Here is a 17,554-nt window from a genome sequence, read left to right as displayed (position 1 = left end):
GCCTAGCCAACCCCACGAAACATGCCGTAAATCCATCCCTGTAAGCTTGACTGCCGCGTCTTGCGGCAGACAGTTCGATAGTGATGGCTGGCTTTGTTGGTTTGAGGCTGTTTTTGAAAAATTACCTAGAGGTAGCTCTTTATTGTTAATTAACGAAGATGATTAATTATTGAGCTAAAACAGGTAGTTCTTTCATCAGTACTATTGTTGTTATGCTACTATTACGTAAGGAGAAAAAATTTCATTCTTTCATAAAGTTGCTCGCATTTATTTTGGGAGTGCAACAAAAATGAAACTAAGGATTAGCCGAGTTAAACTCAAGAATTTTAAAGCATTTGAAGAAATAACAATTAAGAATAATCATGATTTTAATATTATTATTGGTGAAAATAGTGTAGGTAAATCAACTATTTTTGAAGCGCTTCATCTTTGGGAAAAGTGTTATCAGACGTACATTCAAACATCAAGAAAAGGATTTTATAAGACCTCTGGTAGTAGGTATGTAAACTATCAGGAGCTAGATTTTTTACGTATTACTGGGGATAATGATCTTTTTTTTAACCCTAAATCTGGAGCAGAAATAACTGTTTCTCTAACGAATCATGATGATGAAGTCACTTGGGATTTGGGTTTTAAAGTTTCTAAGCCTACTTCAATAGAAAATGCATTTTATAGAGTTCAAATTATTGATAATGATCAGTTTTTCTCATTTGCAAGCGAATTTTGTAAAAATAATGGTGAATTTCTCGATGAAGCTGTTTTTATATATCAAACAAGGCCTGTTTCTGGAGTTCATCAGTTTGAGCCATACTTTAACGAAGCTCAAATAAAAAAAAGAATTCAGAAAGGTCTCTCACATGAAGTGTTGCGAAATAAAATAATTTCTAAAAGGGATTCAATAGTTGAGTTGGCAAAAAGTATCTCTGAAATACTGGAAAAGAATGTCGAGTTCAGATTGCCTGAAAAGGGTAAAGAAAAAAAAGATGAATATATTAATCTGACAGTTTCAATTAACGGTTCAGGATTTTATGACTTGCACTTACAGGGCAGTGGTTTTTTACAAATAACAGAAATTTTAGCAACAATTGAGTTCATAGATGCCCCACTTAAGCTTTTACTTGTTGATGAACCTGACTCTCACATACACAGTAAGCTACAGCAAAACCTAATAACACACCTTAGAAATATTGAACATAATCAGTTTTTTGTTATTAGTCATAATGATCAGTTTGTGAGCTGTGCTGGTGAAAATGAGGTATTCTATTTATGTGATGAGTATAAAAGGACAAAGGAATTAAGCCCACTTCCATCAAAGAGTTTTGATGAGATTAAAAAAGCACTGGGAGGAGTGATTTTATCTTTAGAAAATCTAAATAAAGCTAAAAATATAGTGTTTGTTGAGGGTCATGATGATGCATGTTATCTAGAGCGCTTGGCAAAAAAGGTTGCTTATGTTAAAGGGGGAGAGAGAAATATTTCAGAATTTAAATTCTTTCCTCTTAGAGGTAAAGATAATATTCTTAATAAGATAGAGTATAACAAAAGAACACTGTCTGAACTTTTTTCGGGAAAAAGGTGGGTGGTAATATTTGATAGAGATTTTTCGACTGAAGCTGTAAATAGAGAGTTAAAAGAATGTATGGAAAGAAAAATGGGTGTGGATTCGCTTGCAATAAGTCATGATGGATACTGTATTGAGTCTGTTGTTTTCTCTAATATTGATATTTTACGTCGTATTTTAAATGGTTTTGTTTGTGATGAAGTTAAGGTAGATAGTTTTCTTTGTGAATTTGTTCAATCGATTGAGGAGGACTTGTCGAATGTATCATCAGATTTATATCAAAGCTTAAAGTTATCTTTTAATGGACAGAAAAGAAATAGGCCTGAAATTGGAGAGATTGATTTTGATGATTTTGTAAAAGATTGTCTCGTTGGTGGGATAAAAATTCAAAGACTTATGAATAAAGATCTTATCATGAAGTTTGTATTAGATCTTGAAGACTCCATTAAGCGTTCATTGTTTTTGAGGTCGAGTAATGATAAGGATGAAATTTGTTCGGTATTTTTGCTTAAATATATTGAAGCTATTAGTTGTAATGAAGATATTTTTCCAAGCTTTCTAGACCTTCTTTCTAGTACAAACTTAATTTTCAATAAAGGTTTTTCACCTAACGGTTATGAGTCTGAATTTTCTGGTGATATAAGTGAATCAAGGGCTTCAGTATGTCCCTTATAGATTTAAAATAATTTATAATAAATACAAAAAAGTATACAGTACTGAATTGTTTTGTAAATAAACAAATATGTCAAATTAGAGATGTAATGGTATTTGAATATTTTCGACTAAAATAATGGCTTAAACTATCACTAGTAAAATCAATAAAAACTTGAATTTTCCTCAGGGTAGGAAGAGATACTCCCAAATTTTTGATCAAAATCAACCTAGTGGGCTTACCTGATGCTTAAGTGATTAGTGTGCAAAAAAACTGCTAAAGGTAACAATTTCAGAATAATCCTCATGTTGCTCAGCTCTCTTTTCAAAAATCCTTCAATTGAATGATACTTATTGACTTGGCTCGTTGAGGGCTATTTATTCCATATCCTTCACAAGGCCTATACCTGGCCTGCAATGGGTACCGCACTTCATAAATAACCCTCGACTGTCTTATTTATCGCTGAGGCGTCATCCTATTTGTTTGACTTATTAATTAAATACAGTATATGGATAAGTATGAAGCTGGGTGCAAACGGTTTGATTCATGCAGAACCGTCTGCCGCAAGGAAGCGGCAGCTGAGCCCCCAGGGAAGGGTTTACGGCATGTTCGAAATGGATTAAGTCGTTTGGTATAAGAGTTGATTTAATCTTTTTAATAAGAAATAAAAAGTGTTTGAAGTAATACTATGATTAGTCAACAATATATGCACGATGGTTTCAATCTTAGCTTTCGCTGAATAAAAACCGTTTCAGCAAGCGAAGTAAAATTGTTTAAATAAACCAGATAGTTACCTGTGAGAAAATTCATCTGAAAAGAAAATTTTGCGGTTTTGTATTTACACTCAACTCAAGGTGTTAGCACGGTTATCGTTACTTTATCTACGTGACCTAAGATGTCGGTGACCGCAACCTGATATTCTCCAGGGCGGGGTAGGGTATACACCAAACTTTGACCTGGGTGACTGCTACCAATATTGCGTCCATTGAGATACCAGGCCAACTGACCATAGCCCCCTTGTGTTTGTAGGCTGACAATGTATTTACCTTCCGTTTTTGCCTGAGGTTTTATCAGCATTTCGTCTTGTAATGAGCTAATTCTTAACGCTTGATGACCCAAGTGTTGTGCTGGCAAACAGCCGGCAGCAAAAGGTGGAAGTAAATCTTGGCGCTGCCAACGTTTGGGTAACCAAGGTTCCAACACTTGAGGCCAAAGTGCTACATGATGTGTTTCTGTTGTCTCCTTGTTGCAGGATAAACTGACACGGAGACCATGCTTATTGATATGAATAGGTGCAGGGTTGACCAATTGCTGGCCCTGAACGGTCGGAAATAAGGTGGGTGGTGTATGTTGTTGGATTGTCCAGGCTGTATGTTGCTGGTGACAGTTACCCTGTTGGTTTTCCTGTCTTGATTTGGCTGTTCCTAATGGCCAACAAATGATTTGTTGTGCTACTCCTGGTGGTGGATTAGAAAACCCTGATTGTTTTGGTAAGGCACTGCTAATTGCACGTAATAACGGCCAGGCTGTCACTAAACCATATTCACCAGGAGAAGGCGTGCCATCCGGCCGGCCTACCCAGACACCAATGGTGTAATCAGGCATCACACCCACTGCCCAGGCATCCCGAAAACCATAGCTGGTGCCTGTTTTCCAGGCCAGTGGTACTGACTGGGTATGTGCTGCAAGTGCTTGGTTATCACTCCGGGTTAATATCTGTCGAATAATCCAAGCGGCTTGTGGAGATAATAAGTAGCGTTCTTTCAGTGGTGCATCAGGGCTGAATCGTAACTCACCTGCCAAACCATTACGGGCTAGACTGGTGTAAGCACTCACTAAGTCTTCAAGTCTTGTTCCTACACCACCTAGAATCATTGATAGGTTAGCTTTACCGCCATGAGGAAGCTGTAGCAGCATACCGGCATTACGTAATCGATCAGCAAAAGGTTTAGGGCCAACCGCTTTTAGCAGTTGAACCGCAGGTACATTCAGTGAGCGTTGCAGTGCCTCACTAGCAGATACTGGCCCATAAAAACCACCACTAAAATTGCTGGGCTGATAGTCACCCTCATGAAGCGGCGCATCACTTAACAACGATGCAGAATGAATTAAACCCTGCTCCAAAGCCATACCATAAAGAAAAGGTTTGAGGGTTGATCCTGGCGAGCGAGTCGCCGTTACCATATCGACATGACCAAAACGTTGTCGGTTACCAAAGTCAACGGTCCCCTGATAAGCCATAACCGCTAAATCTTTGTTGCGCACAACCAGAGCTGCAACGGATGCACCTTCTTGCAATCGGTGTTGGTAATGGCTAATCAGCGTTGAGACTTGTAACTGGGTTTGTGGATTAACTGTACTATGAATGGGTTCAAGCAAAGTATCTAACTGTGTTGATAATGATTGACTTGAAGGCGAGGGGGCTACATTCGGGGTTTGGTTTAAATGGCTTTGTTTGGGTAGGTTGAAACTTTTCTGACTTTGCTGGTGTAGCCTGCGTGCTAGAAGAGGCGCGTGTTGAGGTGCTTCTAGCCTTAGTGCTATCACATTTTCTTCTAAAGCTGCCTTAATTGTTTCTGTAGGCCAAACATTAAAGGCTGCCAACCGGTGGAGTACTTTATTCCGTGCGTTGGCTGCTTGTTCTGGGTGACGATCAGGGCGTAAACGGCTGGGGGCTTGAGGCAGTACGGCTAATAAGGCCGCTTCACTGTGACTTAAAAAGCGGGCTGATTTGCCTAAGTAAGTGAAACTTGCGGCTTGTACGCCTTCAATCGGTCCACCAAAAGGTGCCAGGTTGATATAAAGCGTCAGAATTTCGTGCTTACTGAAATGCCATTCAAGCTGCATTGCACGAAACATCTGCCTGAGTTTGCCTGATAAAGTTCGTGGGTGTGAGTCGAGCAGGTGTGCAACCTGCATGGTGATGGTTGAGCCACCAGAGACAATATGACCATAGCGAATGTTTTGCCAGGTAGCACGCAACAAAGCAATAGGGTTGATGCCAGGGTGCTTATAAAACCAGCGATCTTCATAGTTGAGTAAGGCATCGATATATAGCGGAGAAACTTGATCTAACTGAACAGGATAGCGCCATACCCCATTATGGTCAGCAAAGCTCCGTAAGGGGGTGCCATCATTGGCGACGACGGTGCTGGCAAATAGGGATGCATTGGGTAAAGGTAAAGGCCACTGTTTATCAGCAGCCCAAAATCCTAAGGGGATTGTGAAAAAAACTGCTACGCAGCAGCATAACAAGCGCCTGTAGCGTAGCAGGTACTTCTTTAGCCGCTTGCTCATCGTTAATAGCGGCTTCGTGTAGCAGGTATTGCCCAGTGTTTACTAGGGATTATCAGTATTAACATGAGACTTCACGGTAAGCTCATCAATGGTTTCACCAATACTGAAGTATTCTGGTTGATACATGGCTTCAGTAAATGCGGGGGGAACTTTATAAGTACCTGGTGTAACAGCTCTAGCCAAGAAAAACAGTTCATATTGGCTGTTGGTATAAGGCATGTTCAGTGCTGCAACATAGCGATCTCCTCGGTACTCCTGATGGCTTAGTTCGGTGTTACGTTGTAAGCGGCTGATGGGCGTGCCTTTAATCATGAGTTGCTCAGCACTGGCACTGGTTGCCAGGTTCTGATTTTCTAACTCAAGACCCGCAGGCAACAAGTTGACGACCAGCACATTACTTAGCGGTTTTTCAGTCTTCAATTGGAGGCGAACAATCACGATATCTCCTGTTTTTAATGAAGAGAGTGTCATTGGTTTGCCATCAAAGCTGTAAAACTGTCGTTGAATAGAAAGCAAGTTACTCACTGGTTTGGGTGGTTGTGAAGGGTAACCTGTGAGATCAAGGGTTGCAAAAAGGCCTCGCTCATCCTGGGTGGTGATGGTTAATCCCTCTTTGAGTTGCTCATAGCCGTAGGCTTGTTGCAGGTTGACGAGGTTTTTCAAAGGTGTGGTTTCTTGGTCCAAGGTGAGTTCTGCGGACCAGGTTTCACCGTGATTGCGTAAACTGACCCCAGCTAGGAATAAGGCATTACGCTCCTGGGTACTGAAGTATTGTTTGTTCTTCAAACTTTCATGCAGGAGCACCGCCAATTCACGGACCAGCGCAGAATATTGCTTGGTTGATTCTAACCAGTGTATGGCCAGGCTCAAATCACGGGTACGACTACCATAACTGTGATAGTAGTTTTCATCTAAACGCAGTTGTTGTACACCTTTATCTATTGCTTTTTTAGCCTGGTTGCTGTCACCCATTTTATCCAGTGCCAGCCCTAGCTGAATCCACGCTAGCCCAGCATCCGTGGTATCTTGATAGCGACGCGAGTATGTGCGCAGTGTACCCAGTGGTGCTTGTCTAAGCTGAGCCAGTACCCAGGCACTGTAAGCACGAGTAGCAAAGGTAGAAGCAGGGTAGTTATTGCCTGGCAGGTTTTGGGTTTGTACATAGTGCTTCAGTCGCTCAAGGGCATTGTCCAGGGCTTGCTTAGGCACTGCATAACCTGCTAGCTGAGCTTGCAGTAAAAAGTCAGTGACATAAGCGGTTAGCCAAGGCTCTTCAGGACTGGTATTGGACCACAGGCCAAAGCTGCCATCTCCTCGTTGCATACCCAGGACTCGATCAATTCCTTTTTGAATGGCCGTTTTACGCTCTTGCTGACTAGAGCCTTCAATACCCAGTTGCTGCAGAACTTTATCGCTGGCCTGAAACTGTGGATATACACCACTGGTCGTTTGCTCCAGGCAACCATATGGATAGGCTTTCAGGGCAGAAAAATGAGCAGCGACATTAATGGCGGGATAACTGCTCATAGAAAGTTGCGCCAACACAGTTGTTGGATACAAAGCTCGAACAGCAGCGCCATCAAACGTTAACGATTTGTTGGGTAACACTTGCTGCTGAATACGCTGCAGATGGGCAGGGTAAGCAGGACGTATTCCCAATTGCCAATTGCGTTGTAGTGTAATGGGCTCATCCTGATTGGCGACTTTGATGTTCGCTACATTCAGTTGAATGTCGGCTGTACCAAATAACGTGCCTGCTTTTACGGGGATACGTAAGGTTTGTTTTTCCCCTTTTACTAGGGATAGTGTTTCAGGAAGAGTGTCTTTAACGACTGACAAACCATTAGTAGTGGTCAGCTGAAGCGCCACTTCTTGGTTTTGCTCACTGAGGTTGTGAATATCCAATGCCAATGTTGATTCGTCATTGTTCGCCAGGAATCGGGGCATGGCTAATTGGGTGACGACTGGGGCAGCTACTGTTACGGGTTGCTCATTATGACCATACTGATGATCGTTAAAGGCAACGGCCATCAATCTGACCTGTCCATTAAACTCGGGGATAGCAAAATTAACTTCTGCTTCACCTTGTTCGTTCACCGTTACAGGGCCAGAAAACAGAGAAATAATTTGCACATCGCTGGCAGGCTGCTGTCCTCCTCGGGTGAGATCAGCATCGCCCCCAAACATGAGTTCAGCAATACCGCCACTCTCTGGCTGAATAATCTTCTGGTAGAGGTCGTATTGATTCACTTCATAACGACGTTGCCCAAAGAACCATTGGTTCGGATTGGGTGTTTCGTAACGGGTAATGTTCAATACGCCCACATCAACAGCCGCGACAGTAACCTGAGTAGGCTGGTCACTGTTAATGCCAGTGAGTTTCAATTTGGCTTTTAGCTCACTATTGGGAATGATCTTATCAGGGGCTTCAATTGCAATATCCAACTCACGCTGGCTGCGGTCTAATGGCAAGTGTTGAACACCCACTGCACGACGGATAAGTTGATGCTCTTTGCCTGGTTGGATAACCACTGCACTGACATACAGATTATGCTGTTTCCAATCTTCGCTGACGGGGATGGTAAATGTTTTACCTTCAGCAGGTACTTCAATGCTATCCCACCAAAGTGGCTGGTCGCCTTCAACCAGCAGATAGCCTTGACCCGCAAAGGGTGAGTTCACTGTGACTTGGATGTTATCCCCAGCCAGATAAGCTTTTTTGTCTAACGTTAATTGGATTTGGTCAGGACGGCTGTCACTGTCAGGTGTTTGTTGCCAGCCGGCATAAAAACGATAGCTGGAAACTTGTTGGTTGCTGGGGTCTGTCACTTCCAACCGGTAATAACCATATTTTACTGGCACTTGCAGTTTTGCTGGACCTTCTGCAGATAGCTGTAAAGGTTGCTCATAGGTAGCGTACTCAGTAACGGTATAGGAGCTATCCCAGCCTGATGACTCAGAATAGTGCCAGTTGTAATGGCGTTCTTCACGAATGAGTTTGGCCTGTACGCTGGGTGTTGTCTGGAGTTCACCTTGCTGATTGGTTTTGAGTACCTCAAAGCTGACTAAACTGTCGCTATCACTATTATCATCTTTGAATAAAGGACGAATACCGACCAGTGTTTTATGTGGAAACACATGATAAGTACGATTTCGAGTAACTGGACGACCGCCGCTTTCCAGCAAGCTGGCAGACACGGTTATTGCTAATGGGGATTTTGCTTCCTTCCATTCATTATTGATATCAATGTGTCCTTTGCCATCAGCGTCCAGCTTGAGAGAACTTAGTTCTTGCCGCTGGTTGAACGCATCATAGCCGGTAATGCCGAAGTGGTAATCAGACCACTGGCTGATAGGGTGATTGGTACTACGTACCCACAACTTTGGCTGTACTTCATTACCTGCGGCAGGTGCGCCATAGAGATAATCACCTTCAACAGGAACGGCAAGTACTTCTTCTGCCGTCAGTGGTGTGGGTTGCTGGCTGGGGGCACTTAAGTCCAGCTTCATTCGTTCAGGTAAAAAGTCCTCCACCAAAAAGTCGTACTGGAATACCACATCGTTGGGGGTGGTGACTTTTAACTGCCAGCGACCTGTGGGGGCATTGGCGGGAATAGCATAGGCATGTTGAAAGTAATTTTGCTGTTCAGCACGCCAGGTAAAGCTACTTAACACTTTACCGTCGGGGCGAATAATGTCTGCTTGTAGTGGAAAACCTTTAACCGCTTGTCCATCAGTTCCACGTAGTAATGCACTAAAATCAATTTGCTCGCCAGGCCGGTATAAGTCACGAGGGGTATAGATAAAAACTTCATGTTGCTGTTGCTGTCGTTTGCCTAATTTGAAGTTGGCTAAATCCAGTGCGGGGGTGAATAGGGGGACAACTGAAGTATGCTGCTCATGTTCAGCAATTAATAAATACGCATTTTTAATGGGTTTAGCAAAGCTGACATGGCCTTTGTCATCTGTTTTCTGCTGATCACTGATGCGAACACCCTGTTTGTTGAGCAGGTAAACATTGGCATTTGCCTTTGATTGGCTGGTTTGCAGGCTATTAACCCAAACATCTAAGCGGTCACTGTAGCTGCGTGCATGAACACCCAGATCGCTGATGGTGAAGTAGGTGGCTGGGTATTGATATTGATAGTCACCTTTAGCCCGCATAACGGCCAGGTAAATACCTGGTTGTGTTAAAGGCGACAGGTTTTGTACAGGAATATGACTAATGGCTCGGGTATTGTCTTTGGTTTTTAAGTCAAAGCGACCACTATGTGCTAATTCAAGAAAAGGCTTTAGCTTTTCCAGGTAATAAATTTCGATGCTGGCACGTTGTTTATATTGCTTAAAAAAATCAGCTAAGTGATCAGCTTTAACCCGGAAAAAATCAATATCCACTTCAGGGACATTCACTGACATAACCGGTAAGCCTTTTTTAACAGGGGCTGGTAGCAGTGAGCCACTACTGGCAAAACCAACAACTGGGACCATGGCGGGAGCTGTAATTTCATGCCGGCTGGTTTTATCCAGGGTTTTACCTGTAACAGATGTGAGTGTTTTATCGACAAACACAGAGTATTTCTGTTCAGGCTGTAACCCTAAAAACAACAGTGTGTTTGGGTTTTTATCAAGAATCCACTCACCTTTAACTTCGTTACCTTTACTGTCTTCAATCGTCAGGTGCTGACTGTTGTTTTCTTTGGGGTCCAATGGCTGGCTAAGAATAACCTTGGCCGCAAGTCCATCTTTATGAGTGATACTACTGACGTTGAGTACCTGAAAATATAAAGGAATATCTTGTGCTTGCTGGGGAGTAGTTTTATCCGTTGTTGTTTGTGCGGTAGCTGCGGCTTTTTCGGCAGAGGGTTTAGATGACTCATCATCAGAGCAGGAAATAAGAGTGAGGCAGCAGCAAACCAATAAGACAGGTCGTAACCAAGCCATAGTTCTTCCCTAGTGTTTGTCATTGGATGGGATAAATTGTATGCGCCTAGAAACGCTTAAGCTTTTAAAATTCAGCTTTCTAAATCTTATACCCATTACGGAGGATATAGGGTGCGAATCTGAACCAGAGCGCAATTTTTAGCACTTGTTTTCTGGTAGACCGAGTATAGTGCGGAAGTATATATTATTTTAAAAAGAGGGTTTGTTATTTTTATGTATACCCTTCAGTAAGGGTATACATAAACTATTCACAATCAGTATAAAAGGGCTGAGCTTATACTCAATGCGAAGGGTATGATTATTTTTTGTAAGCAGCAATTGAGTCAACAATAGCCTTTTTAGCCGCTTCACTACCTTCCCAGTTATCAATTTTCACCCATTTGCCTTCTTCCAGATCTTTGTAGTTTTCAAAGAAGTGCTCAATTTGCTTAATCAGCAGGGCTGGAAGGTCAGTGTATTCTTTAACGTGTTGATAAAGAGGGGTCAGCTTGTCATGAGGAACAGCAACCAGCTTAGCGTCTTCACCACTTTCGTCTTTCATGTTGAGTACACCAACGGGACGGCAGCGGATTACAGAACCAATAGTTACAGGATAAGGTGTAACCACTAAGACATCTAATGGGTCTCCGTCATCTGCCAATGTTTGTGGGATGTAACCGTAGTTGGCTGGATAGAACATGGGCGTTGCCATAAAACGATCGACAAATACCTGATTACTGTCTTTGTCGATTTCATACTTCACTGGCGCACTGCTGTTAGCGGGAATTTCAATGGCAACGTAGATGTCATTTGGTGTGTCTTTGCCAGGAGGAATAGTATCGTAACTCATATGTTGCTTCCTAAAGTAGACAGTAATTTAATGTTAGGCGGTGAGTACTCATGCTGCTTGGCTGAGCCTTAAGCCGCTTATTGCGGTTAAACCTGGGCGCAGATTATAGTGGCTCATGTTCTTAAGTGCCAATCTTTGCGTGGAATGTGTTTACAAGCGTGAGCAGTGAGAGGAAGCGACTTGCTATCCAGGATGTAGAAAAATCTTAGTGCGAGGAACTAGCCTGTAGATTGCAAGGCAGTATTGGAGAGAAATACGTGAAAAAACAGAGCGTTCTTATTGATTGCAGGAGCGCTGTAGCGCTTCCTGCATTATGCTGAGCAACTAGCCGTTTTGTTCTATGAGGTTACTTTCTGCATTGTTGGCAGCGATGGGAATTTGTTTTGCTTTCATCGCTTCTGGAATCTCTCGGACGAGTTCTACATGTAACAGTCCATTCTCTAATGAGGCATTGACGACCTGAATATGGTCTGCCAATTGGAAGCGACGTTCAAAGCTACGACCAGCAATACCCTGATGAAGAAATTGACGTTGCTCTTTTTCTTCAGCCTTTTTACCCGTGATCAGTAAGGTGTTTTGTTCGCTGACAATAGACAATTCTTGTTGCGTAAAACCCGCTACTGCCATAGTGATGCGATAACGATCTTCACCAAGCAGTTCAATATTATAAGGGGGATAGCTTGGCTGACCTTGCTCAACACGAGTGGCTGAGTCTAGTAAGTTAAAAATATGGTCAAAACCGATAGCTGAGCGATATAAAGGTGTGAAATCAAATTTATGCATGATACATATCCTTTTATTTAAGCAATATGATGTAACCTTTACTTGGGTAAATATTCCAAGAACAGGGCGTTCGGCTCATCTCATGATCAAGCCTGATTAAATAACTTTCATGACTTATTTCTGCTGTCACTGAAAGTACACGTAATTCTCTATGAGCAATTACGCTAATCTTAAAGTGGGGGTGATATATTCATTTTCAAGTTTACGATGAAAAAAAATGAGCATTTCTTTTAGACGGGTTGTTACTGACAGCTATGAATACACTAGGGCTATGGTGGATGAGGTCAAGGTTACTAAAGCTAATGAGCCTGAGTTTGATATTAAACACTAGTATGGTCTTTCAGGCTAAGGGAGAACAACAAAAAGGGCCATTAACGATAGGTACCTTGGAATACCCTCCTTATCATTATATGAATAGTGAGGGGAATATTGATGGTATTACTGTTAGCCTGGTTAACCATATTTTTAGCTCAATACAGCAACCTATCGTTATAAGAGTTATGCCTTGGTCTCGTATTTTAAAGTCGTTGAAGGAAGGTAAATTGGATGGTGCATTCCAAGTGCTTTATAAAGAAGAACGTACGGCTTATTTAGATTACTCACAAGAAGTGCTTATGCAGGAAGTCGTGACTTTATTTATTAGACAAGGCCACAAGATTAACTACAGTGGTGACTTATCTTCATTAGCAAATTATCGACTAGGGGTGCGGCAGGATTTTAGCTATGGTCCAGTATTTGATCATTTAGTTGCTGAAGGAGTATTTACTAAATTAATAAGTAAAACGAGACCGCGTGACTTAATACTCTTATTGGAGCGAGGCGGTATTGATGTCTTAGTAGGAGACTTATTTAGTACGCCTTACCTGTATCGAAAAATCTTAATTGAGTTCCCTCTACAGCCTATTGAGCGAATACAACCTGATGTGCAAGTTACACCAAGCTTTATGGTGTTTTCAAAAACAAGAAAATTGACAAAAATTCGTGATCAATTTGATATCACATTGCGAAAAATGAAAAAAGAAGGTCAGTACCAAGCATATATTGAAAAATGGGATACTCAAAAAATAAGTAATAATTAATTTCGGGGGCATGCTGTTGAGAGCCATTTTTGCCAGATAGCTTCATATTTATTAATCCACCGCTGTGCAGCCTGTTTATATGTGAGCTTATCTTTATCTGACCATTCTGTGAGTTCCTCAATCATCGGATTATTAAAGTTAAGTTGTTGAAGTATCTTAAAGGCACACTCACTTATGTTTGGCAGTCCAGCCCAAGCGGCTTTTTTAAGCCATCCCTGTAAAGGATAATCACAGTCATGGCTATAATAAGGGTTTATTCCCCATTTAGGATTTGTTGTACATTCTGGGGCATATTTAGGAAATGTTATAAATTCTCCTTTGTAGTATTTTGTTACCCAGTTGGGGGTCCAATTAATAATAACGACAGGACGTTTTTGTGCATAAAAACGTTCAAGTATACGCCAGAGCTCATCACTATGATATACCTTTAAGAGATTGAAATTAAGCCCCAAAGCTCTTATTCTGGATGCATCATCTCCCCAGGGACCACGAATAAAGGTTCCTTTTTCAGACACACTATCAACAGAAAAAATAGTTGAGCACTTTTTTAGTGCTTTCCAATCAGGTAAACCAGGACAAAGTGATTTTACATAGACTGGGTACCACCAGCCCTCGCGTGTAATAGCATCATGATTGCCAACATCGATTATCTTGCCTTGTTTTAGAAGTTTATTGAAATCATGCTCCATACTGCCTTGCCAGACTTCTACTTGAACATGTGTATTGCCTCTTGCAAGATGATACCACTGTGTGTCAGAAGGAACGTCGGTAAATGTATAAGGGATAGATTTTTTCTTTAGTAATTTGGCGTAAATATTAGAGATGATAATTTGACTGCTCCATTCATTCAACATAATTGATACAGATTTATTATTGGCATAAGCAGGACTCACTAACATAAAAGAGAGTAGGAGTGAGGTAACACAAGCTAAACTAGGATTAAGAGATTTCATGGCAGCCAGTGATCATGAGAGCTTGTTTTATTATAGAGCAGATTAAGCTACTAATTAGTTAATATAGGAAGATATATAGGTAATCGTAAAGCGATAAGGATATATATGATTTACGGTGGTTAATAATGGAAGTAGTGTTCTAGGGTTCAAATAGCGTATTGGCATTGATTAAAAGTGTTGTTAATGAATAGTAATAAAAAGTTATTGTATGGTTTGATTTTTCTCACAGTTAACCTATGTGCAAGTGAGGATAAAAGTAAAATTGGCCCTGTCAAAGTGATACTGAATGACTGGACCAGTCAGTTAGTACAATCATACATTACAGGTAAATTACTGTCTCAGTTTGGGTATACGGTAAAGTATATAAAACTACCGACTGCAGCCCAATGGTATAAAATAAGTCGAGGATTAGTTCATGTCCAGATGGAAGTATGGCAAGGGACTATGGAAAAGCAGTATCTCCATTTATTACAACATAATAAGATAATTGATGCTGGTAACCATGAGGCTAGTACAAGAGAAGATTGGTGGTATCCTGATTATGTCGAAAAATTGTGCCCTGGGCTTCCTGATTGGAAAGCACTAAAAAAATGTAGTCATATTTTTGCAAAAAGTGCAGATAGTTTACGGGGTATTTATCTTGGTGGACCTTGGGAAAAGCCTGATGCTGCAAGAATAAGAGCTTTGGGGCTTAACTTTGATATTATACGGGCAAAGCATGGTGATGAACTAGGTGATAAGCTTAAGCAGGCTTATGAAGAACGTAGGCCAATACTACTATTCAACTGGACGCCAAACTGGGTAGAAATAAAGTATAAAGGGAAATTTATTGAGTTTCCTGAACATCACCCTGAGTGCGAAAGTGATCCACTCTGGGGGGTTAACATGTACTTTACTTATGATTGTGGTAATCCAAAGAATGGATGGCTAAAAAAAATCGCTTGGAAAGGATTAAAGGCATATCCGTGTGCTTTAAATATGATTAAGAATATCTCGTTTAATAATACTGAAATAGCTACATTTAGTTATTGGGTCGATATTGATGGAATGCGCTATGAAGCTGCTGCAGATAAATGGTTAACAGAGAATAAGCAAATATGGAAGACTTGGATTGATAGGTCATGTTTTGATGAATAAAAAATTTTTTTTAATCATGTTGTTGGTAGTAAGTCTGTCAACGGTGCATGCAAATAATGACCCCATAAAAATCATTACGAATGATTGGACGACACAAATTGTATTATCCATAATAACTGGAGAATTATTAGAAAATCGGGGATATCAGGTTGAGTATGTTAATATGCCCACAAGTGCTCAGTGGTATAAGATTGGCAATGGGACTGTGCATGTCCAAATGGAAGTATGGCAAGGCACTATGGAGGAAGAATATTTATATTTAATGGAAAGTCATAGCATTCTTGATTTGGGTAATCATCAAGCAACAACGCGTGAAGACTGGTGGTATCCTGAGTATGTAGAAAAGTTTTGTCCAGGGCTTCCTGACTGGCACGCGTTAAAAAAATGTGCTCATATTTTTGCCAAAGGTAATGACGAGCAAAGAGGGCTTTATTTGGGGGGACCCTGGGAAAAACCGGACTCAGATAGAATTATAGCGTTGGGCTTAAATTTTAATCTTGTCAGAGTCAGCCATGGAGATGAATTATGGGTTGAATTGGAAAATGCCTATCAGAATGAAAAGCCTATAGTGTTATTTAATTGGACGCCAAACTGGGTAGAGTTAAAATATAAGGGAAAATTTGTTGAGTTTCCTGAATATGATACAAAGTGCGAAATAGATCCAGCCTGGGGAGTAAACCCCTATTCAACATATGACTGTGGAAATCCAAAAAATGGCTGGCTAAAAAAAATTGTTTGGGTTGGACTTAAAAATAAACTCCCTTGTGCAGTTCAATTGATTGAACGTATTGAGCTAACAGGGCAGCAGTTTTCAACACTTTCATATTGGGTTGATGTTGAAAAATTAACACACCAACAGGCCGCTGAACGTTGGTTTAAAGAAAACGAACCACTTTGGCGGGAGTGGTTAAGGTTTTCTTGTAAAGATTAAGCTAGTTAGGGCCTGTTAACACTATTTGAATCACCACTGCCGTAGACTATTTTTTCGCTTAGCAAGGCACAAGGAATGCCGTGTAGTCATTCTACATAAATGACGTGTAACACCGCTAGGAGGAAAAATAATCACGGCCCGAAGGGTGATGACGGTAAAAGCACTACTCGTTGTTGCTCATTGTTTATTTAGAACAACTAAACTTCACACTTCGCGCCTAGATTAGTGCTTTTACCGTCATAACAGTGATATTCAAATAGTGTTAACAGGCCCTAGTATTAATAAACATTTAGTCTTGTTTTATATGATGTATTCTGGCCCTCAGGTATATTTAGTGTATTGTGCGTTCTTTGCTCGTTATCTTCTAAATCAGAGAGTAACGCAGAAAAACGTTTTCGAATTAATATTGAGGGGCGATCCGATTCCATATGACATTGTTCGTGAATATTTAATGGAACATCAGGTGCTACGGTTTCTAAAATTTCCTGATCTTCATAGCTAATTGTCATTCCAAGTTGAATGACATCACTGGCTTTAACATTTTCTTCTGTATCATTGCGCATGACTAAATTAATCCACTGTAAGCTTGAGTCTGTCATGGGAGTAAATGATATCAGTGTTACATTTTTAAGATTATTAGGTAGCGTTAAAGTCATTTTTACCAGAAAAGGCATATACCAATGAAAGTCGCGTTTTAGTACCATTTCATCATCATCAATATTCCATGCTTTATATTGTAAATTATTACCATAATTATACATATCTGATTTAAAATGCATGCCGTAGGGAGTGCTCTCTAATAGAGTTGGTGATATAGGCACAGGGTTTACCTTATCACCCAAGCATTGGTGAACAAAATGGTGATGTGCGGTGTCAAAAATATTCTCTAAAGCAACCAATGCACTGCATTGCCACGTACGATTTTCTAAATGAATAACTCTGTACTCATCTGATTCAAACTCTGGTACCTCTGGAATAGGCATCAGAGGGTCTTCAAGTGCCACCCAAGCATAGTCATATCGTTGTTGGCATTTAAATGTTTTTAAACAATAGGTAGCAGGAATAGGTCTTTCAGGATGTTGAGGAATCTTAATGCATTGCCCAGTATTGGCAAAAGCCCAGCCATGATAGGGACAGTGAATAGCACCATCAATAACTTTACCTTTGGTTAACTTTGCCCAACGATGGCAACAACGATTTTCCGCCGCAGCAGGTTGATTGTTTTGATCTAACCAAAGTACGATAGACTGATTTAATAATGTAAATTCGACAGGTCCATCTTTTAGCTTGTTAATAGGACAGACAGGATAAAAAAAATGCCTAAGTGCAGGCTGTGATGCAACAAGCATGGATACCTCCTTGATTTATAATGGTCCTTGGATTGCCATACT

At 40.9% G+C, this 17,554-nt stretch carries 10 protein-coding genes; 4 read left to right on the top strand and 6 right to left on the bottom strand.

Annotated elements, in window-relative coordinates:
• The first annotated feature begins 289 nt into the window (after nt 1-289).
• Nucleotides 290-2,236: an ATP-dependent nuclease gene (locus ACQ96U_RS14160; protein ID WP_431721920.1), complete on the top strand. Its 1,947-nt coding sequence runs from the start codon at nt 290-292 to the stop codon at nt 2,234-2,236.
• An 826-nt stretch (nt 2,237-3,062) separates the two neighbouring features.
• On the opposite strand, the gene pbpC is transcribed toward ACQ96U_RS14160, so the two are convergent.
• The 4 genes from pbpC to ACQ96U_RS14140 all read right to left on the bottom strand — a co-directional run bounded on the left by pbpC (nt 3,063) and on the right by ACQ96U_RS14140 (nt 12,063).
• A complete protein-coding gene (gene pbpC, locus ACQ96U_RS14155; RefSeq protein WP_431721919.1) occupies nt 3,063-5,510 on the bottom strand; it encodes a penicillin-binding protein 1C in 2,448 nt (815 codons plus the stop codon).
• A 42-nt stretch (nt 5,511-5,552) separates the two neighbouring features.
• Entirely contained in the window at nt 5,553-10,451 is a 4,899-nt protein-coding gene (locus ACQ96U_RS14150; RefSeq protein WP_431721918.1) for an alpha-2-macroglobulin family protein, read from the bottom strand.
• Between the two features lie 298 nt (nt 10,452-10,749).
• Nucleotides 10,750-11,280, bottom strand: coding sequence for an inorganic diphosphatase (gene ppa, locus ACQ96U_RS14145; protein WP_431721917.1), 531 nt, complete (start codon nt 11,278-11,280; stop codon nt 10,750-10,752).
• A gap of 324 nt (nt 11,281-11,604) precedes the next feature.
• Nucleotides 11,605-12,063 (bottom strand): Hsp20 family protein, encoded by a 459-nt coding sequence (locus tag ACQ96U_RS14140; protein ID WP_431721916.1) that lies wholly within the window; start codon nt 12,061-12,063, stop codon nt 11,605-11,607.
• Nucleotides 12,064-12,365: 302 nt separating this feature from the next.
• On the opposite strand from ACQ96U_RS14140, the gene ACQ96U_RS14135 reads away from it, so the two are divergent.
• A complete protein-coding gene (locus ACQ96U_RS14135; RefSeq protein WP_431721915.1) occupies nt 12,366-13,142 on the top strand; it encodes a substrate-binding periplasmic protein in 777 nt (258 codons plus the stop codon).
• Here the strand turns inward: ACQ96U_RS14135 and ACQ96U_RS14130 are convergent.
• A complete protein-coding gene (locus ACQ96U_RS14130) occupies nt 13,139-14,095 on the bottom strand; it encodes an ABC transporter substrate-binding protein (RefSeq protein WP_431721914.1) in 957 nt (318 codons plus the stop codon). The genes ACQ96U_RS14135 and ACQ96U_RS14130 overlap by 4 nt on opposite strands.
• Before the next feature lie 183 nt (nt 14,096-14,278).
• Between ACQ96U_RS14130 and ACQ96U_RS14125 the strand changes: the two genes are divergently transcribed.
• Both ACQ96U_RS14125 and ACQ96U_RS14120 read left to right on the top strand, forming a co-directional pair.
• Nucleotides 14,279-15,232 carry an ABC transporter substrate-binding protein gene (locus ACQ96U_RS14125; RefSeq protein ID WP_431721913.1) on the top strand — a complete coding sequence of 318 codons (954 nt, stop codon included), beginning with the start codon at nt 14,279-14,281 and terminating at the stop codon, nt 15,230-15,232.
• Nucleotides 15,225-16,163, top strand: a complete 939-nt coding sequence (locus tag ACQ96U_RS14120; RefSeq protein ID WP_431721912.1) for an ABC transporter substrate-binding protein — start codon at nt 15,225-15,227, stop codon at nt 16,161-16,163. Before ACQ96U_RS14125 ends, ACQ96U_RS14120 begins: the two co-directional genes overlap by 8 nt.
• Nucleotides 16,164-16,441: 278 nt before the next feature.
• Here ACQ96U_RS14120 and ACQ96U_RS14115 read toward each other — a convergent pair whose 3' ends face one another.
• On the bottom strand, nt 16,442-17,512 hold the full coding sequence (locus tag ACQ96U_RS14115) for a Rieske 2Fe-2S domain-containing protein (RefSeq protein WP_431721911.1): 1,071 nt from the start codon (nt 17,510-17,512) through the stop codon (nt 16,442-16,444).
• Nucleotides 17,513-17,554: the final 42 nt, after the last annotated feature.

It is taken from the genome of Zooshikella sp. RANM57, from assembly GCF_050749885.1.
Lineage (GTDB): Bacteria > Pseudomonadota > Gammaproteobacteria > Pseudomonadales > Zooshikellaceae > Zooshikella.
The sequence above is the reverse complement of the archived record's forward strand: the minus strand, read 5'-3'. Positions and strand labels throughout refer to the sequence as shown.

Bases quoted from the DNA above. Each gene is read 5' to 3' on its own strand.
- ACQ96U_RS14115 (WP_431721911.1), bottom strand. From the start codon at position 17,512: ATGCTTGTTGCATCACAGCCTGCACTTAGGCATTTTTTTTATCCTGTC.
- ACQ96U_RS14120 (WP_431721912.1), top strand. From the start codon at position 15,225: ATGAATAAAAAATTTTTTTTAATCATGTTGTTGGTAGTAAGTCTGTCA.
- pbpC (WP_431721919.1), bottom strand. From the start codon at position 5,510: ATGAGCAAGCGGCTAAAGAAGTACCTGCTACGCTACAGGCGCTTGTTA.
- ACQ96U_RS14130 (WP_431721914.1), bottom strand. From the start codon at position 14,095: ATGAAATCTCTTAATCCTAGTTTAGCTTGTGTTACCTCACTCCTACTC.
- ACQ96U_RS14140 (WP_431721916.1), bottom strand. From the start codon at position 12,063: ATGCATAAATTTGATTTCACACCTTTATATCGCTCAGCTATCGGTTTT.
- ACQ96U_RS14160 (WP_431721920.1), top strand. From the start codon at position 290: ATGAAACTAAGGATTAGCCGAGTTAAACTCAAGAATTTTAAAGCATTT.
- ACQ96U_RS14150 (WP_431721918.1), bottom strand. From the start codon at position 10,451: ATGGCTTGGTTACGACCTGTCTTATTGGTTTGCTGCTGCCTCACTCTT.
- ACQ96U_RS14135 (WP_431721915.1), top strand. From the start codon at position 12,366: ATGAGCCTGAGTTTGATATTAAACACTAGTATGGTCTTTCAGGCTAAG.
- ppa (WP_431721917.1), bottom strand. From the start codon at position 11,280: ATGAGTTACGATACTATTCCTCCTGGCAAAGACACACCAAATGACATC.
- ACQ96U_RS14125 (WP_431721913.1), top strand. From the start codon at position 14,279: ATGAATAGTAATAAAAAGTTATTGTATGGTTTGATTTTTCTCACAGTT.